The organism is Cellulomonas sp. zg-ZUI22 (assembly GCF_017353535.1).
GTDB lineage: Bacteria > Actinomycetota > Actinomycetes > Actinomycetales > Cellulomonadaceae > Cellulomonas > Cellulomonas wangleii.
In genome coordinates this window covers 164,991-188,432 of record NZ_JAFMUZ010000007.1, presented here as the reverse complement: position 1 = coordinate 188,432, position 23,442 = coordinate 164,991, and the positions used below count along the sequence as shown (strand labels likewise).

The window sequence follows — 23,442 nt, the reverse complement described above, 5'->3', positions numbered from 1 at the left end:
CGTGAGCACCACCGCCTCCGTCGAGATCGCCCCCGCCCTGCCGTCCGACGTCCGCGCGATCCACCGCCTGGTCGAGCCCTACACCCGTGAGCGCATCCTCATCGCCAAGGAGTGGGTGGGCTACTACGAGGCCGTGCAGGAGTTCCTCGTGGCGCGCCCCGTCGCCGGCGGCGACCTGGTCGGGTGCGGGGCGCTGCACGTCATGTGGGAGGACCTCGCGGAGATCCGGACCCTCGCGGTGGCGCCGGAGCACCGCGGCCGTGCCGTCGGGCACCTGCTGGTCGACGCGCTGCTGGACCGTGCGCGCCGGCTCGGGCTGCGGCGCGTGTTCTGCCTGACGTTCGAGGTCGACTTCTTCGCCCGCCACGGGTTCCGCGAGATCGACGGCACGCCCGTGCCGCCCGACGTGTACGTCGAGCTGCTCCGCTCCCACGACGACGGGATCGCCGAGTTCCTCGACCTGGCGCGCGTGAAGCCCAACACCCTCGGCAACACGCGCATGCTCCTGGAGCTCTGACCCACCGGGGTCGCGACGGCGCGGCCGGTGCCGCGGCGAGACCGGCGCGGGTGGTGCCGCGCCCGGGTCAGTGCGGCAGCCGGTAGGTGGCCGCCGCCGGGTCCGGGTCCTCGCCCGGCGCCGGGTCCCGCGTCACCAGGCCGTCCGCGACGAGCGCGTCGACGCAGCGGGCCAGCTGGGCGGCGTCCGGCCACACCGCGGCCAGCGCGTCGTGCGGCACCGGCGCGAGGGCCTCCCGCAGCAGTGCCATCACCCGGCCACGCACCTGCCGGTCCGTGCCCGCCCACGCCTGCGTCCGGCGTCGGTGGGCGTGCGCGTCCGCCGGTCGGCCGGCGGCGAGCCACCGGCACCGGTCCGCCACCGGGCACGCGGCGCACCGCGGCGTCCGGGCCGTGCAGACCAGCGCCCCCAGCTCCATCGACGCCGCCGACCAGCGTGCCGCCGCGGCGTCGTCGTCCGGCACCCACGCGGCCGCACGGCGGACCTCGGCCGCCGTCTGCGCGGGCGCCGGCAGCGCCTCGCCCGCCGCGACGCGGGCCAGCACCCGGCGCACGTTGGTGTCCAGCACCACCGACCGGCGGCCGAACGCGAACGCGCGCACCGCCGCCGCCGTGTACGCCCCGACGCCCGGCAGGGCGAGCAGCGCGGTCTCGTCGTCCGGCACGACGCCGCCGTGGCGCTCGACGACCGCCCGGGCGCACTCCTGCAGGCGCAGCGCACGGCGCGGGTAGCCCAGCCGGTCCCAGGCGCGCAGCACGTCCGCCGTGGGCGCGGCGGCCAGGTCCGCGGGCGTCGGCCACCGCTCGAGCCAGGCCCGCCACGCCGGCTCCACCCGCACCACCGGGGTCTGCTGCAGCATCACCTCGCTGACGAGCACACCCCACGCGGTGCGGTCCGCGGCGCGCCACGGCAGGTCGCGAGCGTGCCGGTCGAACCAGGCGACCACGTCCGCGCGGACGGACGCGTCCGGTGCGTCGGTCGCCGGGGGCGGTGTCTGCTGAGCGACGGGCACGCCTCATGGTGCCCGTGCCCGGCGGGTGCGCCAACTCGCCCCGGTCCCGCGGCGAGGCGCGCGGGGCGGGTGGTGCCTCGCCCCGGTCCCGCGGCGAGGCGCGCGGGGCGGGCGTCGGTCTGCGGCGCGTCGGCGCGGCGTGGAGCGCGTCGTGCAGCGCGTCGGGCGGCGTACGCCGCGGTGGCCTCGTACCGTGGTCGCGCACAGCCAGCCCGCGCGCGGCGCCCACCTTCGGAGGTCCTGCATGAACGACCGGACGCCCCCGGCGGGCCGCGCACCCCGGCCCGCGCGTCCGGTGCCGCCGCCGCGGCCCCCCGCCCGGGTGTTCTGGATCCGGCGGTTCGTGGTGCTCGGGCTGCCGGTCCTGCTGATCGTGCTGCTCGTCGTCTGGCTGACGGGCCGCGGCGGTGACGGTGAGCCCGCCGCCGCGCCCACCTCCGCGGCGCCGCAGGCCGCGCCCACGACGCCGCCCGCCGACGAGCCCGGCGTGCCCGACTGCGCGCCGGAGCAGCTCGTCCTGGCGATCACCCCCGGTGCCGAGGCGTTCCCCGCCGGGGTCGACCCCACCTTCGAGGTCGGGGTCACCAACTCCGGGTCCGAGCCGTGCCTCGTCGACGTCGGCGAGGCGCAGCGGGAGGTCCTCATCACCTCCGGCGACGACCGCGTGTGGTCGAGCCGCGACTGCGCCGCAGCCGACGCCCCGCCCCGGACCCTGCTGCTGGCCGGGGGGCAGTCGGACGTCACCCAGCTGGTGTGGCCGCGCGAGCGGTCCGCCGCCGGCTGCGCGGGCGGTCTGCCGGACCCGGGGGACGGGACCTACTCGGTCACCCTGACGGCGGCCGGCGCGACCTCACCGCCGGCGGTGTTCGGCCTGGGCTGAGGCTCGGGTCGGACGGAGCGCTCGGGTCAGACGTAGCGCTCGAGGATGCTCGACTCCGCGAGCCGCGACAGGCCCTCGCGGACGGAGCGTGCACGCTGCTCGCCCACGCCGTCGACCGCCATGAGGTCGTCGATCGTGGCGGCCAGGAGCTTCTGCAGCCCGCCGAAGTGCCCGACCAGCCGGTCGACGACCGGGCCGGGCAGCCGCGGCACCTTCGACAGCAGCCGGTAGCCGCGGGGTCCGACGGCGGCGTCGAGCTCCTCACCGCCGCCCGGCAGCCCGAGGACGCGCGCGATGTGCGCGATGTCCAGCAGCTGCGTCGAGTCGAGCTCGGCCAGCGCGCCCGGGACCGTCTCGACGGTGCGACGGGACGTGTCCACGTAGTCGCGGATGACGAGCTCGCGCTCCGTGCCGACGCCGCCGACCAGCTCGTCGAGCTGCAGGGTCAGCAGGCGGCCGTCGGTGCCGAGCTCCACCACGTAGCCGGCGATCTCGTCGGAGATGCGGCGGACCATCTCGAGGCGCTGGACGACCGCGGACACGTCACGGACGGTGACGAGGTCCTCGATCTCGAGCGCGGACAGCGTGCCGCTGACCTCGTCCAGGCGGGCCTTGTAGCGCTCGAGCGTGGCGAGGGCCTGGTTGGCGCGCGACAGGATCGTCGTGGAGTCCTCGAGCACGTAGCGCTGCGCCCCGACGTACAGGGCGACGATCCGCATGGACGCGGACACCGAGATGACCGGCAGGCCGGTCTGCTTGGCGACCCGCTCCGCGGTGCGGTGCCGGGTGCCGGACTCGGACGTCTGGATCGAGGGGTCCGGCAGCAGCTGCACCGCCGCCCGCACGATCCGGTCGCGCACCGGGTCGATGACCACCGCACCGTCCATCTTGGCCAGCTCGCGCAGGCGGGTGGCGGAGAACTCGACGTCGAGCACGAACCCCCCGGAGCACAGCGACTCCACGGTGGGGTCCATCCCGAGGACGATCAGCGCCCCCGTGCGGCCGCGCAGGATCCGCTCGAGGCCGTCGCGGAGCTCCGATCCGGGGGCGACAGCGGCGAGCGTGGACCTCAGCAGGTCCTCCTGGTGCGAGTGGGGCACGTGCGAATCGTATCGGTGGCGTGACGTGTTGTCCGAGCCCGTGCTCACGCGTCGGCGGCGGGGGCGAGCCCGGCCAGCACGGCGGCGGCCAGGTCCGGGGCCTCGACGACGCGCAGACCGTCCGGCACGGCCACCTCCGCGAGCGTCCCGGCGGGGACGACCGCGCGCAGGCAGCCCAGGCGGGCGGCCTCCGCGAGGCGGCGTCCGACGCCGGGGACCGGGCGGATCTCGCCGGCCAGCCCCACCTCGCCGATCGCCACGAGACCGGCGTGCACGGGCACGTTCTCCCGTCCGCTGACCGCGGCCAGCGCGAGCGCCAGGTCCGCGGCGGGCTCGACGACCCGCGCGCCGCCGACCGTCGAGACGTACACGTCCTGGTCGGCCAGCCGCGCGCCGAGGCGTCGCTGCAGCACGGCCAGGACCATGGCCAGGCGGCTGCCGTCCACGCCGCTGGTGGTGCGCCGCGGGTTGGGCACCACGCTGGGCGCCACCAGGGCCTGGACCTCGGCCGCCAGCGGCCGTCGGCCCTCGAGCGTCACGGTGAGGCAGGTGCCGGGCACGTCGCTGACGAGCCGGGACGTGAACAGCCCGGACGGGTCGGCCAGCCCGACGATCCCGTGCTCGGAGAGGTCGAAGCACCCGACCTCGTCGGTCGGTCCGTACCGGTTCTTGGTGGCGCGCAGCAGCCGCAGCCGGGAGTGCCGCTCACCCTCGAACTGGCAGACGACGTCGACCAGGTGCTCGAGCGTGCGCGGGCCGGCCACCGAGCCGTCCTTGGTGACGTGACCGACGAGCACCACCGGCAGCGCACGGGACTTGGCGGCGGCGATCAGCGCGGCCGTGACCTCGCGCACCTGGGACACGCCGCCGGGCGCCCCCTCGACCTGGGCGGACGTGAAGGTCTGCACCGAGTCCAGCACCAGCAGGTCGGGGTCGACGCTCTCGACGTGGCCCAGCACGGTGCCCAGGTCCGTCTCCGAGGCGAGCAGCAGCGACGGCGCCAGCGCGTGGATCCGGCCCGCGCGCAGCCGCACCTGCGCCGCCGACTCCTCGCCGGTGACGTACAGGACGCGCCGGCCCGTGCGCGCGGCACGGGCCGCGACGTCCAGCAGCAGCGTCGACTTGCCCACACCGGGCTCGCCCGCCAGCAGCACGACGGCACCGGGCACGAGCCCGCCGCCGAGCACGCGGTCGAGCTCCTCGACGCCCGTCGGACGGGCGGCGGCCGCCTCGACGTCGATCTCCTCGATGGGGCGGGCCGGGTTGCGGGTCGGGGCGACGGCGACGGTGCGCGGCCCGCCGGAGCCGGGGCCGGCGTCCTCGACCACCGAGCCCCACTCCTGGCACTCGCCGCACCGTCCCACCCACTTGGTGGTGGTCCACCCGCACTCGGTGCAGCGGAACCCGGGGCGCTCGGTGGCGCGCTCGGTCCCGGGTCGGGCGCGGCGCGTGGTCGTCTGGCTCACGGGACGCACGGTACGTGCCGCCACCGACACCGGCGTCGGCCACGCGCACGGGGTGCGCCGACCTGTCGGGGGGTAGGGGGTTGTGGACGGCTGAACGTACGTTTAGTCTGCTGAACGTGCGATCAGTCGACGACCTCACCGCCCGCGCGCGGATCCGTGACGCGGCGATGCTGCGCTTCGGGCGCGACGGGTTCGGCGTCGGCCTGCGGCAGGTCGCCGCCGACGCCGGCGTGAGCCCCGCGCTCGTGCTGCACCACTTCGGGTCCAAGGACGGTCTGCGCGCGGCCTGCGACCGGTACGTGCACGACGAGCTGCGGGCCGTGAAGTCCGACGCGCTGGACCGTCCGGCGGGCGACGTCATGGCCGAGCTCGCCGGCACGGAGCAGTACGCGCCGCTGGTCGCGTACCTCGTGCGCGTCGTCCTCGACGGCGGGCCCGGGGCGGCGGCGTTCGTCGACGGGCTCGTCGCGGACACGGTCGCCTACCTCGAGCACGGCGAGCGCACGGGTGCCGTGCGCCCCACGTCCGACCCGCAGGGGCGCGCCCGCTACGTCGTCGCCGGGCAGCTCGGGCTGCTGCTGCTCGCGCAGCTCGAGGCGGCCGCGGGCCGCGCACCGTCGCCGACCACGGACCCGGCGGCGGCGCTCGCCCACATCACCACCACGTCCATGCAGGCCGGGCTGGAGATCTTCACGCACGGCCTGCTCACCGACTCGGCCTACCTCGACGCGTGGCGCGCCGGGGAGGGCGCCGTCCCCGCCACCCGGGAGCAGCCATGACGGACGCGATCGCGGTCCAGGGCCTGGTCAAGACGTTCGGCCGCACGCGCGCGCTGGACGGCCTCGACCTGCACGTGCGCACGGGGGAGGTGCACGGCTTCCTCGGGCCCAACGGAGCCGGCAAGTCCACGACGATCCGCGTGCTGCTGGGCCTGCTGCGGGCCGACGGGGGCGAGGCGGTGCTGCTGGGCGGCGACCCGTGGCGCGACCCGGTCGCACTGCACCGCCGCCTCGCGTACGTGCCGGGCGACGTGACGCTGTGGCCGCAGCTGACGGGCGGCGAGACGATCGACCTGCTGGGCCGGCTGCGCGGCGGGCTGGACCCGCACCGCCGTGACGCGCTCGTCGAGCGGTTCGAGCTCGACACACGCGTGCGGGCCCGGGCGTACTCGAAGGGCAACCGGCAGAAGGTCGCGCTGGTCGCGGCGCTCGCGGCCGACGTCGAGCTGCTCCTCATGGACGAGCCGACCTCGGGTCTCGACCCGCTCATGGGTGCGGTGTTCCAGGAGGTCGTGCGCGAGTCCGCCGCACAGGGCCGCACGGTGCTCCTGTCGAGCCACGTGCTCGCCGAGGTCGAGGCGCTCGCGGACCGCGTGACGATCATCCGGCGCGGCCGTGCCGTGAGCACGGGCACGCTGGACGACCTGCGCGGGCTGACGCGCACGACCGTCGTCGCCCGCCTCGCGGACGTCCCCGGGGCGCGCGACGCGCTGACCGCGCTCGACGGCGTGCACCACCTGCGGGCCGACGACGCGCACGTCACGCTCGCCGCGGACGGGGTCGCGCTCGACGCGGTGCTCGCGACCCTGGCCGCGCACGGTGTGCGCTCGGTCGTCGCGCACCCACCGACGCTCGAGGACGTGTTCCTGCGGGAGTACGGCGACGAGCTCGCGACGCTCGGGGTGGGGGAGCGGTGACGACGACGGCGGTGCGGCGCGCGACCGCCGCACGGTCGGGCTTGCGGCGGACGACGCCCCACGGCCCGCTCGCGGGCACGGGCCGGCTGCTGCGGCTGGCGCTGCGCACCGACCGCTGGACGACCGGCATCTGGGCGGTCGCGGTGGCGGGGATGACGCAGGTCTCGGTCGTCGCGCTCGCGGAGCTCTACGCGCCCCCCGGCGAGCGCGAGGCACGTGCCGCGCTCATCGCGTCACCCGCCGCCACGGCGCTCGCGGGCCCGGGCTTCGGGCTCGACGACTACACGCTGGGCGCGATGACGGCCAACGAGCTGGCGCTGTGGCTGATGCTGCCCGTGGGGATCATGGGGGTGCTCGCGGTGTCCCGGCACCTGCGCGCCCCGGAGGAGGACGGGCGGCTCGAGATCGTCCGGTCCCAGCCGGTGGGCCGGGCGGCACCGGTCGTCGCGGGGCTCCTGGCCGCGGCGACGGGTGTGCTCGTCGTCGGTGCGCTGCTGCTCGTCGCGCTGCTCACCACCGACCTCGACCCGGGCGGCTCGGTGCTGATGGTCGCGTCCGTCGTGGTCGTCGCGCTCGTGCTGGCGTCCGCGACGGCGGTGGCCGCGCAGCTGACGACGCACGCCCGGACGTCGAGCGCGATCGGCATGGCGCTGCTCGGGCTCGCGTTCGTGCTGCGCGCGGTCGGCGACGTGCAGGGGCCGCGCAGCACGAGCGTGTGGACGTGGCTGTCGCCGTTCGGCTGGTCGCAGGCGACCGCGCCGTACACGCTCGACCGGTGGTGGCCGCTCGCGGTGGGCGTCGCGGCGGTCGCCGTGAACGTGGGGGTCGCGGCCGTGCTCGTGCGGCGGCGTGACCTGGGCACGGGTCTGCTGCCGGAACGGCTCGGCCCGGCGCGCGGGCGCGTCGGCGGGCTCGTCGGGCTCACGTGGCGCCGCCAGCGCACGTCGGTGCTCGCCTGGGGCGCGGGCGTCGTGGGGACGGGTGCGTTGATCGGGCTGCTGGCGTCGGCGGTCGTCGACTTCGTGGCCGAGGGGTCGGAGCTGGCCGTGATCCTCGGTGACGTCGACGACGCGGTCGCGGCGGCGTTCGGCCTGTACGTGGTGTTCATCGCGGTCGTCGCGGCCGCGTACGTCGGCACCGCGGTCGGCGCGGCGCGCGCCGAGGAGCGCTCCGGCCGCGCCGCCGGGCTCCTCGCGCTGCCGGTGTCGCGCGTGCGCTGGCTGGGCGCGCAGGTCGGTCTCGCGGCCGTCGCCGCGACGGTGATGCTGCTGCTCGCCGGGGTCGTGATGGGGGCGGGCGCGGCCTCCACGCTCGACGACGCGTCACAGGTCGGTCGGCTGCTCGGCGCGGCCGCCGTGACGGTGCCCGGTGTCCTGCTCGTCCTCGGCGTCGCGACGGCCCTGCTCGGCCTGCTGCCGCGGGCGACCGGTGCCGTGTGGCTGTACGTCGCGTACGTCGGGACGGTCGGGCTGTTCGGCGAGCTGCTGCCGGACGGCGTCGACGCGCTGTCCCCGTTCACCCACCTGCCGGCGCTGCCGGCCGCGCCGATGGACTGGCCTGCGGTCCTCCTCGTGACGGCGGTCGCGGCGCTGCTGGTCGTGGCGGGCCTCGCCGGGGCGCGGCGGCGCGACGTCGACGGCTGAGCGCTCGGTAGGCTGCGCGTGGCTCGGCAGCGGCCGACCACGCGACACGAGGAGACTTCGGCGCATGAGCGACACGGGACGACCCGGGCAGCCCCAGTGGGTGCCGGGGGCCACGGGACCGACGCACCGACCGGCCGTGACGCCGCAGGGCGTGCCCGGCCCCGTCGTCGGTGACGACGGTCCCGGCGACGGTGCACCGGGCGGGCGGCCGCGCTGGATGCTGCCCGCGATCATCGGCGTGGCGGTGCTCGTCGTGGCCGGCCTCGTGGCCGGCGCCGTCGCGGTCTTCGGTGACCGCGGCGCGGACGAGCCGGCGCCCGCCGAGACCGTCGTGCTGCCGCTCCCGACGCCGGCCGTCGCGCCCGTCGCGCGCCCCGCGACCACGGCGTTCGCGTCGGCGCTGCCCGCCTCGGTGCTGCAGTACGCGCTGGAGTCGTCGCAGGACGACGCCGAGTGGCTCGGCGCGGGCGCGCTGGAGGCGTACACCGAGACCTTCACCGACGGCGACGGCGGCACGCTCACGGTCCGCGCCGCCCAGCTCGAGACCGCGCAGGACGCCACGACGTTCCTGCAGGGCCTCACCGCGACGCTGCCCGGCGCCGCCGCGGACACCGCGGCGGACACCGCCACGTCGACCGAGCCGGCGCAGGCCGACGCGCCCGACCTGCCGCAGACGGGTGAGGTCACGGTCGGCGGCGAGCCCGTCGGGACGTTCACGGTCGTCGACGCGGGCGACGGCACCGGGGTGGCGGTCTGGCAGAACGCCACCGCGGTGTTCCGGCTCACGGCGCCCCTGGCCGACGTGCTCGACGCGTACGCGGCCTACGGGCTGTAGCCGCTACCGGCCGACGTCGGCAGCCGGCACGCGCACGACGAACGACGTGCGTCCCGGCGCGCTCTCGCACGTCAGCGTGCCGCGGTGGGCGGTGACCACGGCGCGGGCGATCGCGAGCCCCAGGCCCGTCGACCCCGCCGCGCGGTTGCGGGACTCGTCGCCGCGCGCGAACCGCTCGAACAGCCGGTCGCGCAGCTCGGGCGGCACGCCCGGTCCGTCGTCGGTCACGGACACCACGACGTCGTCGCCGTCGCGGCGGACCGCGACGGTCACGTGCGTCCCGGCCGGGGTGTGCCGGCGTGCGTTGGACGTGAGGTTGCCCAGCACCTGGCGCAGCCGGTGGTCGTCGCCGAGCACCGTCAGGGTCCCGACCTCGTCGTCCGGCACGTCCGGGTCGCCCTGCACGCTCTCGTCGCCCTGCCCCGGCAGGTCCAGGCGCCACACGTGCTCCGGGCCCGCGACGTGCGCGTCGGCCACCGCGTCGACGGCCAGCGCCGCGAGGTCCACCGGTTCGCGCTCCAGGGGTCGGCCCGCGTCGAGGCGCGCGAGCAGCAGCAGGTCGTCGACCAGCGCGCTCATGCGCGTGGCCTCGGACTCCACGCGTGCGAGCGCGGCCCGGGCGTCCGCCGGCAGCTCCTCGGGGGAGCGGCGCACCAGCTCGGTGTAGCCGCGGATCGACGCGAGGGGCGTGCGCAGCTCGTGGCTCGCGTCGGCGACGAACCGGCGCACCTGCTGCTCGGACTCCTGCCGCTCGGCCAGGGCGCGCTCGACGTGCCCGAGCATCCGGTTGAGCGCCGCGCCGACCTGCCCGACCTCCGTCGAGGGGTCGGTGTCGCGCTCGTCGACCCGCGCGGTGATCGCGACCTCCCCGCGTCCCAGGGGCTGCTCGGCCACGCGGGTGGCCGTCGCGGCCATGCGCGTCAGCGGCTCCAGCTCCCGGCGCACCAGCAGCGACCCGCCGACGCCCGCCACCAGCAGCGCCCCCGCGGCCGCCAGCACCTCGACGGCCACGTACCGCCGCACGGTCGCCTCCACGCCGGCGGACGGCAGCGCGGTGACCACCAGCTCGCCGTCGTCCGTGCGCAGCGCCACCGCCCGGTGCGGTCCCAGCCCGTCCAGCGTCACGGGGTGAACGCGGCCGTCCGCCGGCACGTCGAGCAGCGCGTCGACCTGCGCCTCGGTCAGGTCGACGAACGAGGCGTCGGTGTCCAGGTACTGCGCGCGCGTCGTCCCGTCGCCGACCACCAGGCTCACGGTCCCGACGTCCTGGCCGGGGGCGTCCAGCGAGGGTGGCCGCTCGCCGCGGCGGCCCCGCTCCCGACCGCCCTCGACGCGCCCGTCGTCCGCGCCCGGGGCGGTGTCCTCGCCGCGTCCGTCGGCGGGGTCGTCGGGGAACGGGGACGCCTGCGTCGCACGGACGGCACGCTGCGCCGCGGCCACGGTCCGCTCGTCCACCTGCGCGAGCAGGGAGCCGCGCAGCGCGACGGTCGACACGACGCCCGTCACCACGCCCACCAGGAGCACGAGCCCCAGCACGACGGCCACGAGGCGGCGCCGCAGCGGCCACCGCCGGCCGGTACCCGGGGACGGCGTCATCGTCAGGACGCCGGGCGCAGCACGTACCCCACACCCCGCAGCGTGTGCAGCATCGGCTCGCGGCCCTTGTCGATCTTGCGCCGCAGGTAGGACACGTACAGCTCGACGATGTTCGCCTGCCCGCCGAAGTCGTACTGCCAGACCCGGTCGAGGATCTGGGCCTTGCTCAGCACGCGGCGCGGGTTGCGCATGAAGTAGCGCAGCAGCTCGAACTCGGTGGCGGTGAGGCGGATCGCGTCGTCGCCGCGCCACACCTCGTGGCTGTCCTCGTCCATGCGCAGGTCGCCGACCACGAGCACGGAGTCCTCCCGCTGCGCGACCGCCCCGGCCCGGCGCAGCAGGGCGCGCAGGCGCGCCACGACCTCCTCGAGGCTGAACGGCTTGGTCACGTAGTCGTCGCCGCCGGCCGTGAGGCCCGCCACGCGGTCCTCGACCGCGTCGCGCGCGGTGAGGAACAGGACCGGGACCGTGGGGTGGGTCTGCCGGATGCGCCGCAGGACGTCGAGCCCCGACATGTCGGGGAGCATCACGTCGAGCAGGATCACGTCGGGGTCGAGCGTGCGGGCCTTGCGGACGGCCTGGTGGCCGGTGTGCGCCTGCTCGGTCTGCCAGCCCTCGTACCGCAGCGCGGTGCACAGGAGCTCGGCGAGGTTCGTCTCGTCGTCGACCACCAGCGCACGGATCGGTGACCCGTCGGCGCGCGCCAGGGCGTCGGGCCGGTGCGACGGGTGCGTGGCGGATGCTGTCGTCGTCATGTGACCAGGCTGTGCGACCGCCCTGTGGTGCGGCTGGAGCGTCCCTGTGAGTTCGCTGAGCCGGGCGCGGGCCCCGACCCGCGCCGCGGGAGGGCGTCCTCCGGGCGGTCACCCGAGGTCCCCCGGGTGGCCTACCGTGTGACGGTGCACGAGGGTCCTGTCGTCCGGGTGGTCCCGGACCAGCGGCGTCGGCCGCAGGCGCGCGGCGGGGTCGTGGTCGCCTGCGGTGCCGTGGCCGTCGCGTGCGCCGTGGGCGTGTGGCTGCTGTGGCGGTCGTTCGTCGACACGTGGGCCGGGCAGCGCGTCGAGGACGCGGCGCTCGACGGCGCGGCGTTCGGCCAGGGCCGGCTGTGGGCCGTCGCCGAGCCGGTGCTCGACGTCGTGTCCGTCGGCTTCGTCGCCGGCGGCCTGCTCGGGGCGGCCGTCGTCGCCCTGGTACGCCGTCGGCTGTCGCTGGCGGTGCAGGTCGCGGTGCTCGTCGGCGGGGCCAACCTCACCACGCGGCTCGTCAAGCACGTGGTGCTGGACCGCCCCCTGCTGGGCGTCGGTGCCGACTACGGCAACACGCTGCCCAGCGGCCACACGACCGCGGCGGGGTCCGTGGCGGCGGCGCTGCTGCTGGTCGCGCCGCCCCGCGCCCGGCCCGTCGTCGCGCTGCTCGGCGCCGGGTACACGGCGCTGACCGGGGTCTCGACGCTCGTGGGGCAGTGGCACCGGCCGTCGGACGTGGTGGCGGGCACGCTCGTCGTGCTCGGCTGGACGGCCCTGGTCTGCGGTGCCATGGCGGCCCGGCCCGGTGTCACGCCGACCGCGACGTCGACCCTGCCGCGGGTGGGCGCCCACGACCCGTGGTGGCAGCGCACGCGGCGCACCGCGCTGGGGCTCGCCGTCCTGGGCGCGGCGGCCGGTGCGGTGGCCGGCCTGCTCCTGACCCGCACGTGGGCGTACCGGGCCGGGGTCGCGGACCGGGCCCACGAGCTGCTGGCCTACGGTGGGGGCGTGGCGGGGGTCGTCGCGGCGTGCTGCCTGACGTTCGCGGCGATGCTCGTGCTGCGGCACGCCGCCGGTTCGCGGGACGAGACGACGTCGGCTCCGGGTTGACGCCAGGACGTAGAGTCCCCTCGGAAGCGGTGTCCACGCGTCGTGGCGCGCCCACGGCCGCCACGAGATCGTCGTTCACACCCCTCGGCACGGAAGGCCGTTCAGATGTCTGCAGGTCGCAAGCTCGTCATCGTGGAGTCGCCCGCGAAGGCGCGCACGATCGCCGGGTACCTCGGCGACGGGTACGACGTGGAGGCGTCGGTCGGGCACATCCGGGACCTGCCGCAGCCCTCCGAGCTGCCCGCGGACATGAAGAAGGGCCCGTACGGCAAGTTCGCCGTCGACGTCGAGAACGGGTTCGTGCCGTACTACGTCGTCGACGCGGACAAGAAGAAGAAGGTCGCCGAGCTCAAGAAGCTCCTCAAGGAGTCCGACGAGCTCTACCTCGCCACCGATGAGGACCGCGAGGGCGAGGCCATCGCGTGGCACCTGCTGGCCGAGCTGAAGCCGAAGATCCCCGTCAAGCGCATGGTGTTCCACGAGATCACGCGCGAGGCGATCGCCCGCGCGCTGGAGAACACCCGCGAGCTCGACGAGCGCCTCGTCGACGCGCAGGAGACGCGGCGCATCCTCGACCGGCTGTACGGCTACGAGGTCAGCCCCGTGCTGTGGCGCAAGGTCCGCCAGGGCCTGTCCGCCGGCCGCGTGCAGTCGGTGGCGATGCGCCTGGTCGTGGAGCGCGAGCGCGAGCGCATGGCGTTCGTCGCGGCCGACTACTGGGACGTGACCGGCACGTTCGCCGTGGCCGACGACGCCGAGCCGACGTTCGTCGCACGCCTGACCGGTGTGGGCGGGGCGCGCGTCGCGTCCGGCCGTGACTTCGACGACCGCGGCGGGCTGAAGTCCCGCGACGCGGTCGCGCTCGACGAGGCGCGGGCGACCGCGCTGGTCGCCGGGCTCGAGGGCGCCGCGTTCACGGTGCAGTCCCTGGAGACCAAGCCGTACACCCGTCGCCCGGCAGCGCCGTTCACGACGTCGACCCTGCAGCAGGAGGCGTCGCGCAAGCTGCGCATGAGCTCGCGGCAGGCCATGCGCACCGCGCAGTCGCTGTACGAGAACGGCTACATCACCTACATGCGGACCGACTCGCCCGCGCTGTCCACGCAGGCGGTCGACGCCGCGCGCCGGCAGGTGGCCGAGCTGTACGGCTCGGAGTACGTGCCCGACAAGCCGCGCGTGTACACGTCGAAGGCCAAGGGCGCGCAGGAGGCGCACGAGGCCATCCGCCCCGCGGGTGACCACTTCCGCACCCCGGCCCAGGTCGCGCGTGAGCTGTCCGGCGACCAGTTCAAGCTCTACGAGCTGATCTGGAAGCGCACGGTCGCCTCGCAGATGGCCGACGCCCGTGGCCAGACGGCGTCGGTGCGCCTGGCGGCCACCGCCACCCCCGCCGACGGCCCGGTGGAGACGGTGTTCTCCGCGTCCGGCACGGTCATCACGTTCCGCGGCTTCCTCGCCGCCTACGAGGAGGGCCGCGACCGCGGCCGGTACGACGAGTCCGAGGGCGGTGGCGCCGCGGGCAAGGACGACGCCCGGCTGCCGCAGATGGCGCAGGGCGACGCGGTCGACGCGTCCGGGCTCACGGCCGACGGCCACCGCACGTCCCCGCCGCCGCGCTTCACCGAGGCGTCGCTGGTCAAGGCGCTCGAGGAGCGCGGCATCGGCCGCCCCTCGACGTACGCCGCGACGATCGGTGTCATCCAGGACCGCGGGTACGTCACCAACCGCGGGCAGGCGCTGGTGCCGACGTGGCTCGCGTTCGCCGTCACGCGCCTGCTCGAGGAGAACTTCGACCGGCTGGTGGACTACAACTTCACGGCCGGCATGGAGGAGGACCTCGACGCCATCGCCGCGGGCCAGAAGGAGCGCGTCGACTGGCTGGAGCAGTTCTACTTCGGTGACCGGTCCGACTCCGTCGAGACCGGTGGCCTGCGCGGTCTCGTCGACAACCTCGGCGAGATCGACGCGCGCGAGGTCAACTCCATCGACATCGGCGACGGCATCACGCTGCGCGTCGGGCGGTACGGGCCGTACCTCGAGGCGCCCGGCGACGGGCCGGACGCCGACCCGCGCCGCGCGTCCGTGCCGGACGACCTGGCCCCCGACGAGCTCACGGTCGACAAGGCTCGCGAGCTGCTCGAGACCATGCCCGACGGCGACAAGGTGCTGGGCACCGACCCGGCGACCGGTCACCAGGTCGTCGCGCGCAACGGCCGCTACGGGCCGTACGTGACCGAGGTGCTGCCGGAGCCCGAGCTGGACCCGGGCCTGTCCGCCGCCGCCCGCAAGAAGGCGCTGGCCGCGGCCCCCAAGCCGCGCACCGGCTCGCTCTTCTCCTCGATGTCGCTGGCCACCGTGACCCTCGACGACGCGCTGCGGCTGCTGTCGCTGCCGCGCGTGGTCGGCGTCGACCCCGAGTCGGGCGCCGAGATCACCGCGCAGAACGGCCGCTACGGCCCGTACCTGAAGAAGGGCACGGACTCGCGGACGCTGGCGTCGGAGGAGCAGCTCTTCGACATCACCCTCGACGAGGCGCTCGCGATCTACGCGCAGCCCAAGCGGGGGCGCGGGCAGACGGCGACCCCGCCGCTGCGCGAGCTGGGCACCGACCCGACGAGCGGCAAGCCGATCGTCGTCAAGGACGGCCGGTTCGGCGCGTACGTCACCGACGGCGAGACCAACCGGACCCTGCCGCGTGACGTCACCCCGGAGTCGATCACCCCCGAGCAGGCCGTGGAGCTGCTGGCGGAGAAGCGCGCGGCCGGACCGGCCAAGAAGCGCACGACGACCCGCAAGGCGCCCGCACGGAAGAAGTCCGCCGCCAAGGGCTGACCGTCCGTCCGGGTGCCCCGGCATCCGGTGCCGCGGCGTCCGGCGGGTGATGCCGCGCGGCACCGGCGCGGCGTGCAGGTACGGCCTGCCGGGTGTCGCCGTCGGGCACTAGGTTTGACGGCATGGCTCGCACCGAGGACCCCCGCAACGCCCCGCCGATCCGCTGGGGCATCATCGGCGCCGGCGGCATCGCCAGCCAGTTCGCCCACTCCGTGCGCGAGTTCACGCGCGCGCAGCTCGTGGCGGTCGGCTCGCGGCACCGTGACCGCGCCGAGCGGTTCGCCACCGCGCACGGCATCCCCACGACGCACGTCGGCTACCGGGACCTCGTCGAGGACCCGCAGGTCGACGCGGTCTACGTGGCCACCCCGCACTCCGAGCACCGCGAGCACGCGCTGCTGGCGATCCGGGCCGGCAAGCACGTGCTGGTGGAGAAGTCGTTCACGCGCAACGTCGCCGAGGCGCAGGAGGTCTTCGACGCCGCTCGCGCCGCCGGGGTCTTCGTGATGGAGGCGATGTGGACGCGGTTCCTGCCGCACGTCGCCGCGCTGCGCCAGGTCATCGAGGCCGGTGAGATCGGCGACATCGTCAACATCCGCGCCGACCACGGGCAGTACTTCCCGTTCGACCCGGCCAGCCGCCTGTACGACCCGGCGCTCGCCGGCGGCGCCCTGCTCGACCTCGGCGTGTACCCGGTGTCGTGGGCGCACGACTTCCTCGGGGTGCCCACCGCCGTGCACGCGTTCGGGCAGCTGACGGAGACGGGCGTCGACGGGCAGGTCTCGATGATCCTCGACTACGGCGAGGGCCGGCAGGCGACGCTGAACACCACGCTGTGGTCGAAGACGCCGACCACGTCGTCGATCTCCGGCACCGAGGGCTACATCCGGGTGGCCGGCCCGTTCTACGCGCCGACGTCGTTCCGCCTGGCGCGCCGCGACGGCCGGGAGTGGACGTTCGACCAGCCCGCGGCCCGCGGCCTGCAGTACGAGGCGGCCGAGGTGGCCCGCCGCGTCGCCGCCGGGGACACCGAGAGCCCGCTGATGACCTGGCAGGGCACGCTGGACGTGCTGACGACGATGGACGAGGTGCGCCGGCAGGTCGGCGTGACGTACCCGGGGGAGCAGGTCGCCTGACCCCGCGGGGGCGGAGCTCCGGCGGCCCGTGCGGTCGGGGCGCGGTGCGGCGCTGTGGGCGCCGGCGGCTAGCCTGACGGCGTGAGCACCGACCGCGCCCCCCGCCCCGACCCGGCACCCGGCGACGGGGTCCAGCCCGGGGTGTTCGTGTCCTTCGAGGGCGGCGACGGTGTCGGCAAGTCCACGCAGGTCGCCCTGCTGGGGCACCACCTGACGACGCTGGGGCGCGAGGTCGTCGTGACCCGGGAGCCCGGGGGCACGCCGCTGGGGCTGGAGCTGCGCCGCGCCGTGCTGCACGGCGAGGACCTCGACCCGCGCACGGAGGCACTGCTGTACGCCGCCGACCGCGCGCACCACGTGGCCTCGCTGGTGCGCCCGGCCCTCGCGCGCGGTGCCGTGGTGCTCACCGACCGGTACCTCGACTCCTCCGTGGCCTACCAGGGCACCGGGCGTGGGCTCGGCGCGGACGAGGTGGAGCAGCTCTCGCTGTGGGCCGTGCAGGGGCTGCTGCCGCACGTCACCGTCCTGCTCGACCTGGACCCGGCGATCGGGCTGGCGCGCCTGACCGGCGACCCGGACCGGCTCGAGGCGGCGGGCGACGAGTTCCACCGGCGCACCCGTGAGGCGTTCCTGGCCCGCGCCGCGGCGGACCCCGCACGCTGGCTGGTCCTCGACGCCTCCCGGCCGGCCGACGTCGTCGCCGCTCAGGTGCGCGCCAGGATCGCGCCGCTGCTCGGTGCCTCGCCCGTCGGCGCGGGACCCGTCGGTGCGGCGGCCGGGGGCGTGGCGTGAGCGTCTGGGACGACCTGGTCGGCCAGGAGCCGGCCGTCGCCGTGCTGCGCCGCGCGGTGACCGACCCCTCCGCGATGACCCACGCGTGGCTGCTCACCGGCCCTCCGGGGTCCGGCCGCTCCAACGCCGCGCGGGCCTTCGCCGCCGCCCTCCAGTGCGAGGCGGGTGGGTGCGGCACCTGCCACGCCTGCACCACCGTGCTGTCGGGCGCACACCCGGACGTCACGCTCGTCGCCACCGAGGGCGTGTTCATCCGCGTGGACACGACGCGCCCGCTCGTCGAGCTCGCGCAGCGGTCGCCGTCGCAGGGCCGGTGGCGCGTGATCGTCGTGGAGGACGCCGACCGCTTCAACGACCAGAGCGCGAACGTGCTGCTCAAGGCGATCGAGGAGCCTCCGCCGCGGACCGTGTGGCTGCTGTGCGCCCCGGGCCCGGAGGACGTGCTCGTGACGATCCGGTCCCGCAGCCGGGCCGTCGGGCTGCGGGTGCCGCCGGTCGACGCGGTCGCCGAGCTGCTGGTGCGGCGCGACGGTGCCGACCCGCGGGTCGCGCAGGTCGCGGCCCGCGCGGCCCAGAGCCACATCGGCATCGCGCGTCGGCTCGCGCGGGACCCCCAGGCGCGCGAGCGCCGCGCGGCCGTCCTGTCCCTCGCGTCGCGCGTGCGCGGCGTGGGCGACGCGGTGCTCGCCGCCGGCGAGCTCGTCGAGACCGCGCAGGCCGACGCGAAGGCCGCCACGGAGGAGCGGGACGCCGCCGAACGGAACGAGCTGCTGCGCGGCATGGGCGCGGACGGCGCCCAGCAGCTGCCGCCGTCGCTGCGCGCGCAGGTGCGCCAGCTGGAGGAGGAGCAGAAGCGGCGGGCGACGCGCGCCCAGCGCGACGTCCTGGACCGCGCGATGGTGGACCTGCTCTCGCTGTACCGCGACGTGCTCGTGGTGCAGCTCGGCGCCGGCGTGGACCTGGTCAACGTGGAGCAGGAGGCGGAGGTCCGGGCGCTGGCGGCCGGGAGCACGCCGGAGCAGACGCTGCGGCGCATGGACGCCGTCGGGCAGGCGCGCACGCGACTCGCGGGCAACGTCGCCCCGCTGCTCGCCGTGGAGGCCATGGCGATCGCCCTGCGACCGCAGGGCTGACGCGCGACGACGGGCACCGCGGACCGTGCCTGACTCGCCTGTCCGGCGGCTACCGTAGTGGCATGCCGACGCGACCCACCCTGCGCCGGTGCGCCCTCGTCGCCCTGCTCGCCCTCGGCCTCGCCGGATGCGTCGCGCCGAAGCACCAGGCCTCCGCCCCCACCTCCGCCGCCGCCGCGACCTCCGGGACGTCCGACCCGGCGCTCGCGCGCTTCTACGACCAGGTGCTGGAGTGGACGACCTGCGGCAGCGAGCAGTGCGCGGACGCCACGGTGCCGCTCGACTGGTCGGAGCCGGACGGGGAGACCATCACGGTCGCGCTGCGCCGCGTGCCCGCGTCGTCGGGCGAGCCCGTCGGGTCGCTGCTGGTGAACCCCGGGGGTCCGGGACGCTCGGCCATCGACACCCTCGGGTTCTTCCGGCAGGTCGTGTCGCGCGAGGTGCTCGCGGCGTACGACCTGGTGGCGTTCGACCCGCGGGGCGTGCAGCACTCGTCGCCCGTGACCTGCGTGGAGCCGGCGGAGCTCGACGCCCTCACGTCGTGGGTGCCGGACCTCTCGACGGACGAGGGGATCGCGCAGGCCGTCGAGCGCAACGGGGAGTTCGGGCAGGCGTGCCTGGAGCGCACCGGCCCGCTGCTCGGGCACGTCGACACGATCAGCGCGGCGCGGGACATGGACGTGCTGCGCGCCGCCCTGGGCGACGAGGCCCTGACGTACCTGGGGTTCTCGTACGGCACCGAGCTGGGCGCGACGTACGCGGCGCTGTTCCCCGAGCGCGTCGGGCGCATGGTGCTCGACGGTGCGATGAACCCGACGCTCGACTCCGGTGAGGTGGCCGCCGGGCAGGCCGCCGGGTTCGAGGGTGCGCTGCGGGCGTACGTGGCCGACTGCCAGGCCGGTGCCGCGTGCCCCCTGGGCGGCGACGTGGACGCCGGGCTGGCGCAGATCACCCGCATGTTCGACCGGATCGCCGCGAACCCGCTGCCCACCGGCACCGAGCGCGAGCTGACCCTCGCGCTCGCGTTCAGCGGCGTCGCCGCGCCGCTGTACGCGCAGGCGAGCTGGCCGCTGCTCACGCAGGCGCTGACCAAGGCGATGGAGGAGGGCGACGGCTCGGTGCTGCTGCAGCTCGCCGACAGCTACTACGGCCGTGCCCCCGACGGCACGTACTCGTCGAACCAGAACGAGGCGTTCTCCGCCGTCCTGTGCCTGGACGACCGCCCGTCGGCCGACCCGGACGACATGCGCGCGGACGCGGCGGAGGTCGCGGAGGTCGCCCCGACGGTCGGGCGGTTCTTCTCCTACGGCGGCGTGGCGTGCGAGGCGTGGCCGGTGCCCGCCGTCGGTGCGCTGGAGTCGTACGCCGCGGACGGTGCCGCGCCCGTCCTGGTGATCGGCACGACGAACGACCCCGCGACGCCGTACGCGTGGGCCGAGCAGCTCGCGGGGATCCTGTCCTCCGGCGTGCTGCTCACCTACGAGGGTGAGGGGCACACCGCGTACGGGCGCTCGAACCAGTGCGTCAAGGGCGCCGTGGACACGTACCTGCTCACCGGTGAGGCGCCGGCCGACGGGACGCGCTGCTGACTTTGGTGTCGGGGCGCGCGACGGGTACAGTGGGCGCGCTCGCCGATCGGTCGCGCACGTGCGCGGTCGGACGACGATGCCGCCTTAGCTCAGTCGGCAGAGCGTCTCACTCGTAATGAGAAGGTCAAGGGTTCGATTCCCTTAGGCGGCTCCGGAACGAGGGCCCCGCACGGTGCGTGCGGGGCCTTCGTCGTCCCCGGCCCCGTGACGGCTCCGGGCGGCCACGTCGCACCACGGACCGAGGTCCCGGGTCCCGGCCCGCCCGGCCTCCTAGCCTGCGAGGACGGCCCGCAAGGGCAGGGCGCATCGGCAAGGAGGCCGACATGCACGTCCGTCCGTACCACTCCGCTCGCAGCAACGCCCCGCACGTCTTCCACGAGGACGACGACTGCCCCGCCGGCCGGAACCTCGCGTGGTTCGACAAGGTCGAGGGCACCGAGGGCTGCGAGCCCTGCCCCCAGTGCGTGCGCACCGCGGCGACGCGCCCGGAGCACCCGGTGGGTGCAACCCACTGACCTGCGGATTCGCCCGTGACGCCGGGGCCTACGGGGGATAGCGTGGGGGTGTGGACGGTCGTCGCTCGCTCGGTCAGGTGCTTCTCGGTGTGCTCGTCGTGCTCGCCGGGGTGGTGCTCCTGCTCGAGCGCACCGGCGTGGTCGAGATCGACCTCGGCATGGTCGCCTCGACCCTGTGGCCGCTGCTGGTGGTGCTGGCCGGGCTGACCTCGCTGCTGCTGGTGCCGCGCGCGTGGTTCGGTCCCGTCGTCATCACGGCGGCCGGCGTGGTGCTGCTGCTGGACCGGCTGGACGTGCTCGACGTCGACGTGTGGGACTACCTGTGGCCGATCGCGGTGATCCTCGTCGGCCTGGGCATCACGTTCGGCGCCGCGTCGCGGGAGCAGCAGGACGACCGCATCACGGCTCTCGCCTTCTGGTGGGGCACGGAGCGGCGCAGCCGGTCCCCGCACTTCCGGTCCGCGAGCCTGACGGCGATCATGGGCGGCGTCGAGCTGGACCTGCGCGAGGCCGACATCCAGGGCACCGCGCGCATCGACGTGTTCACGTTCTGGGGCGGTGTGGAGATCAAGGTGCCCCGCACCTGGGAGGTCCGCACGTCGGGGCTGCCGCTGCTCGGCGGCTGGGAGAACAAGACGCAGCCACCCGTCGGCGGCGGGCCCGTGCTCGACGTGCGCATCGTGGCGATCATGGCCGGCGCCGAGGTGCGGCACGGCAAGAAGCAGGCCGAGCCGGTCGTCACCGACGCACCCGTCGTCTGACGGCACCGTCGTCCGACGGCACCGTCGTCCGACAGCCGCGGTCAGGCGCCGACGTACGTCACGGACTCCGCGAGCAGCGCGCGCCAGACGGCGGGGTCGTCCGACGTGACCGCGACCCACTCGCGCATCGGGGGCCGTCCCGTCGGGAAGGGCAGGCCCTCGCCCGACGTGACCAGCGCGGCCACCCGGTCGGCGGGGAGCTTGACCACGAGCCGGTCCTCGGGTGTGAAGGCGGCGATGCGGCCGTGGACGCGCAGCGTCGCGGTGCCGAAGTGGCGGCGGCCGTCCGCGGGCAGCACCACGCCCGGCAGGTCGGCGAGCTCCTGCGCGACCCGGTGCAGGCGTTCCTCCGCCGCGGCGTGGGCGGGCGTGTCACGGTCGGCCACGGGGCGATCGTAGGGCCGGGCCCCCGGGGTCCGCGCGGCGGTCGCGCGGCCGTTCCCGGGGTGCGGCCGGACGGCTAGAGGACCGGTGCCGACTGCCCGACGACGAGCGGTCCGCCGACCTCGTGGCCACCGCGCTCGTCGTGCGCGTACGAGTGCGCGACCCGGATGCCGGGGCGGCCCGCCGCGGACGCGTCGACGACCACCCGGGGGTGGGGGCGTGTCGCGTCGGCCGGGCTGGTCCAGGCGACCGCGGCAGCGGTGTACCCGCCGGACCGGGCAGCGTCCCGCGCCTGCGCGAGGCCCGCGTCGGAGTGCGGGAAGTCCAGCACCTCGACGTCGTACCCCTCGCGCACCAGCACGAACGGGGCGGACCCCGCGGCGTCGGCGACGGCCCGGTCCAGTGCGAGCTCGAGGGCGCGCAGCGCCAGGTCCTGGACCCGCTCCGAGGGTCGGTGCGGCAGGTCCTCCGGCGTGAGGTGCTGGTGCGCCGTGACGGGCAGGCCGCGACCCGGCGTGACCGTCGACTGCGGTGCGACCACGGGCTCCTCGACGACCACGGGCTCCTCGACGACCGCGGGCTCCTCGACGACCACGGGCTCCTCGAGGACCACGGGCACGGGGGCGTCGGGCGTCGCGAACCGCTCGGCCGTGTCCTGGACGAACGTGGGAGTCCAGGCGGCGGGCTCGTCGTCGGGCTCGTCGGGCTCGTCGGTCCCGGTGGTGTCCTGGACGACCGTGGGGGTCCACGCGGCGGGTGCCGGGGACGTGCCCGGGAGGTCGGTGTCGTCGTCGCCGGTGCCCTCGACGAACGTGGGGGTCCAGGCGGCGGGCTCGTCGACGGGCTCGTCGGGGCCGGTGTCCTGGACGACCGTGAGGGTCCACGCGGCGGGCTCCGGGTCGGGGTCCTGGATCGCGTCGTCGTACGCCCCGACGTCGCTGCCGGTGTCCTCGACGAACGTCGGGCTCCAGCCGGCGGGTTCCGGGTCGGGCTCGTCGGCCCCGGTGTCCTGGACGACCGTGGGGGTCCACGCCGCGCGCTCCGGGGTGGGCTCGTCGGCGGGGGCGTCGGGGACCACGGCCGGCGCCCAGGCGGGCTCCGGCGCCGCCGCGGCCGGCGGCTGCTCGGACCGGGGGGCGGGGTGCGGCGTGGGGACCTGCTGCCGACCGGACATCAGGTGCGCCGCCGCCCGCTGCACGTAGTCCACCGTCCACGAGGGCGACCGCACCCGCCAGCGCTGGTGGGCGTCGAGCACCGGCAGCACGGGCATGTGGGGCCGGTCCGGCAGCAGCACGCCGGGGGTCGCACCGTCGGGGCCGGGGCACATCATCCACACCGCGTCGGTGACCGACGCGAGCAGGAGGTCGCCGACCGCGATCCCGAGCGCGGCGGAGACCCCGGCGGGTGCGGGCGCGTCCGCCGGGTGCGTCTGCAGCAGGCGCGCCCAGCGGGCGTCGAGCGCCGCGGCGTCGTGCGCGTCGGTGCCGTCCGCCCGCAGCCAGGCACGCAGGCGGTCGAGGTGGGCGGACTCCCCGGGAGTCAGCGGGCGTGCGAGCAAGGGTGCCGTGGGGGCGGCGGACCTCGCCGCGGGCGCGGGCGAGACGGTGTCCATGCCCGCTCATCGGCGCCGGCGGCGCGCGCCTTGAGGACCCGGACGTGTGAGTCGTGGCGAGGCGGACCGTGCCCGACGCGCCCGCCC

At 76.0% G+C, this 23,442-nt stretch carries 21 protein-coding genes and 1 tRNA gene; 15 read left to right on the top strand and 7 right to left on the bottom strand.

The window, feature by feature from the left end:
* The first annotated feature begins 1 nt into the window (after nt 1).
* The gene (locus J1G43_RS15655) at nt 2-517 is read left to right on the top strand and encodes an amino-acid N-acetyltransferase (RefSeq protein WP_207340398.1); all 516 of its coding nucleotides are present in this window, start codon (nt 2-4) and stop codon (nt 515-517) included.
* Nucleotides 518-584: 67 nt separating this feature from the next.
* Here the strand turns inward: J1G43_RS15655 and J1G43_RS15650 are convergent, their stop codons facing one another.
* Nucleotides 585-1,529 (bottom strand): A/G-specific adenine glycosylase, encoded by a 945-nt coding sequence (locus tag J1G43_RS15650; RefSeq protein WP_207378791.1) that lies wholly within the window; start codon nt 1,527-1,529, stop codon nt 585-587.
* A 244-nt stretch (nt 1,530-1,773) separates the two neighbouring features.
* On the opposite strand from J1G43_RS15650, the gene J1G43_RS15645 reads away from it, so the two are divergent.
* The gene (locus J1G43_RS15645; protein WP_207340400.1) at nt 1,774-2,409 is read left to right on the top strand and encodes a hypothetical protein; all 636 of its coding nucleotides are present in this window, start codon (nt 1,774-1,776) and stop codon (nt 2,407-2,409) included.
* 26 nt (nt 2,410-2,435) lie between these two features.
* Here J1G43_RS15645 and disA read toward each other — a convergent pair whose 3' ends face one another.
* Complete coding sequence (gene disA / locus J1G43_RS15640) at nt 2,436-3,509, bottom strand: DNA integrity scanning diadenylate cyclase DisA (protein WP_089800379.1); 1,074 nt, start codon at nt 3,507-3,509, stop codon at nt 2,436-2,438.
* Nucleotides 3,510-3,553: 44 nt separating this feature from the next.
* Nucleotides 3,554-4,975 carry a DNA repair protein RadA gene (radA, locus tag J1G43_RS15635; protein ID WP_207340401.1) on the bottom strand — a complete coding sequence of 474 codons (1,422 nt, stop codon included), beginning with the start codon at nt 4,973-4,975 and terminating at the stop codon, nt 3,554-3,556.
* Between the two features lie 116 nt (nt 4,976-5,091).
* Between radA and J1G43_RS15630 the strand changes: the two genes are divergently transcribed.
* The 4 genes from J1G43_RS15630 (at nt 5,092) to J1G43_RS15615 (ending at nt 9,149) form a co-directional block, all read left to right on the top strand.
* Nucleotides 5,092-5,754 carry a TetR family transcriptional regulator gene (locus J1G43_RS15630; RefSeq protein ID WP_249670723.1) on the top strand — a complete coding sequence of 221 codons (663 nt, stop codon included), beginning with the start codon at nt 5,092-5,094 and terminating at the stop codon, nt 5,752-5,754.
* On the top strand, nt 5,751-6,671 hold the full coding sequence (locus J1G43_RS15625) for an ABC transporter ATP-binding protein (protein WP_207340402.1): 921 nt from the start codon (nt 5,751-5,753) through the stop codon (nt 6,669-6,671). Before J1G43_RS15630 ends, J1G43_RS15625 begins: the two co-directional genes overlap by 4 nt.
* Nucleotides 6,668-8,314, top strand: coding sequence for an anibiotic ABC transporter (locus tag J1G43_RS15620; protein WP_307859628.1), 1,647 nt, complete (start codon nt 6,668-6,670; stop codon nt 8,312-8,314). Before J1G43_RS15625 ends, J1G43_RS15620 begins: the two co-directional genes overlap by 4 nt.
* A gap of 64 nt (nt 8,315-8,378) precedes the next feature.
* Complete coding sequence (locus J1G43_RS15615) at nt 8,379-9,149, top strand: hypothetical protein (protein ID WP_207370951.1); 771 nt, start codon at nt 8,379-8,381, stop codon at nt 9,147-9,149.
* Nucleotides 9,150-9,152: 3 nt separating this feature from the next.
* Here the strand turns inward: J1G43_RS15615 and J1G43_RS15610 are convergent, their stop codons facing one another.
* The gene (locus tag J1G43_RS15610) at nt 9,153-10,745 is read right to left on the bottom strand and encodes a cell wall metabolism sensor histidine kinase WalK (protein WP_207370950.1); all 1,593 of its coding nucleotides are present in this window, start codon (nt 10,743-10,745) and stop codon (nt 9,153-9,155) included.
* Between the two features lie 2 nt (nt 10,746-10,747).
* A complete protein-coding gene (locus tag J1G43_RS15605; RefSeq protein ID WP_278186663.1) occupies nt 10,748-11,500 on the bottom strand; it encodes a response regulator transcription factor in 753 nt (250 codons plus the stop codon).
* Nucleotides 11,501-11,644: 144 nt separating this feature from the next.
* Here J1G43_RS15605 and J1G43_RS15600 point away from each other — a divergent pair, with 144 nt between their 5' ends.
* The 9 genes from J1G43_RS15600 to J1G43_RS15560 all read left to right on the top strand — a co-directional run bounded on the left by J1G43_RS15600 (nt 11,645) and on the right by J1G43_RS15560 (nt 21,359).
* A complete protein-coding gene (locus J1G43_RS15600; RefSeq protein WP_307859627.1) occupies nt 11,645-12,601 on the top strand; it encodes a phosphatase PAP2 family protein in 957 nt (318 codons plus the stop codon).
* A 105-nt stretch (nt 12,602-12,706) separates the two neighbouring features.
* Nucleotides 12,707-15,433, top strand: coding sequence for a type I DNA topoisomerase (topA, locus tag J1G43_RS15595; RefSeq protein WP_207378789.1), 2,727 nt, complete (start codon nt 12,707-12,709; stop codon nt 15,431-15,433).
* Nucleotides 15,434-15,555: 122 nt separating this feature from the next.
* A complete protein-coding gene (locus J1G43_RS15590; RefSeq protein WP_207340407.1) occupies nt 15,556-16,569 on the top strand; it encodes a Gfo/Idh/MocA family protein in 1,014 nt (337 codons plus the stop codon).
* Nucleotides 16,570-16,650: 81 nt separating this feature from the next.
* Complete coding sequence (tmk, locus tag J1G43_RS15585) at nt 16,651-17,361, top strand: dTMP kinase (protein ID WP_207378788.1); 711 nt, start codon at nt 16,651-16,653, stop codon at nt 17,359-17,361.
* On the top strand, nt 17,358-18,494 hold the full coding sequence (locus tag J1G43_RS15580) for a DNA polymerase III subunit delta' (protein ID WP_207340408.1): 1,137 nt from the start codon (nt 17,358-17,360) through the stop codon (nt 18,492-18,494). The genes tmk and J1G43_RS15580 overlap by 4 nt, the downstream gene beginning before the upstream one ends.
* 62 nt (nt 18,495-18,556) lie before the next feature.
* Nucleotides 18,557-20,083: an alpha/beta hydrolase gene (locus J1G43_RS15575; RefSeq protein WP_207340409.1), complete on the top strand. Its 1,527-nt coding sequence runs from the start codon at nt 18,557-18,559 to the stop codon at nt 20,081-20,083.
* Nucleotides 20,084-20,161: 78 nt separating this feature from the next.
* Nucleotides 20,162-20,234: transfer RNA gene (locus J1G43_RS15570), tRNA-Thr, on the top strand.
* Between the two features lie 172 nt (nt 20,235-20,406).
* On the top strand, nt 20,407-20,598 hold the full coding sequence (locus J1G43_RS15565) for a hypothetical protein (protein ID WP_207340410.1): 192 nt from the start codon (nt 20,407-20,409) through the stop codon (nt 20,596-20,598).
* A 50-nt stretch (nt 20,599-20,648) separates the two neighbouring features.
* A complete protein-coding gene (locus tag J1G43_RS15560; RefSeq protein WP_207340411.1) occupies nt 20,649-21,359 on the top strand; it encodes a LiaI-LiaF-like domain-containing protein in 711 nt (236 codons plus the stop codon).
* Nucleotides 21,360-21,400: 41 nt separating this feature from the next.
* Here the strand turns inward: J1G43_RS15560 and J1G43_RS15555 are convergent, their stop codons facing one another.
* Entirely contained in the window at nt 21,401-21,745 is a 345-nt protein-coding gene (locus J1G43_RS15555; protein ID WP_207340412.1) for an MmcQ/YjbR family DNA-binding protein, read from the bottom strand.
* Nucleotides 21,746-21,819: 74 nt separating this feature from the next.
* Nucleotides 21,820-23,355, bottom strand: coding sequence for a hypothetical protein (locus J1G43_RS15550; RefSeq protein ID WP_207378787.1), 1,536 nt, complete (start codon nt 23,353-23,355; stop codon nt 21,820-21,822).
* Nucleotides 23,356-23,442 lie beyond the last annotated feature (87 nt).

What these genes read in the sequence shown, in the direction of transcription:
- J1G43_RS15605 (WP_278186663.1), bottom strand. Translation starts at nt 11,500, where the DNA reads ATGACGACGACAGCATCCGCCACGCACCCGTCGCACCGGCCCGACGCC.
- J1G43_RS15645 (WP_207340400.1), top strand. Translation starts at nt 1,774, where the DNA reads ATGAACGACCGGACGCCCCCGGCGGGCCGCGCACCCCGGCCCGCGCGT.
- J1G43_RS15575 (WP_207340409.1), top strand. Translation starts at nt 18,557, where the DNA reads ATGCCGACGCGACCCACCCTGCGCCGGTGCGCCCTCGTCGCCCTGCTC.
- J1G43_RS15550 (WP_207378787.1), bottom strand. Translation starts at nt 23,355, where the DNA reads ATGGACACCGTCTCGCCCGCGCCCGCGGCGAGGTCCGCCGCCCCCACG.
- J1G43_RS15625 (WP_207340402.1), top strand. Translation starts at nt 5,751, where the DNA reads ATGACGGACGCGATCGCGGTCCAGGGCCTGGTCAAGACGTTCGGCCGC.
- J1G43_RS15565 (WP_207340410.1), top strand. Translation starts at nt 20,407, where the DNA reads ATGCACGTCCGTCCGTACCACTCCGCTCGCAGCAACGCCCCGCACGTC.
- J1G43_RS15590 (WP_207340407.1), top strand. Translation starts at nt 15,556, where the DNA reads ATGGCTCGCACCGAGGACCCCCGCAACGCCCCGCCGATCCGCTGGGGC.
- J1G43_RS15615 (WP_207370951.1), top strand. Translation starts at nt 8,379, where the DNA reads ATGAGCGACACGGGACGACCCGGGCAGCCCCAGTGGGTGCCGGGGGCC.
- J1G43_RS15610 (WP_207370950.1), bottom strand. Translation starts at nt 10,745, where the DNA reads ATGACGCCGTCCCCGGGTACCGGCCGGCGGTGGCCGCTGCGGCGCCGC.
- topA (WP_207378789.1), top strand. Translation starts at nt 12,707, where the DNA reads ATGTCTGCAGGTCGCAAGCTCGTCATCGTGGAGTCGCCCGCGAAGGCG.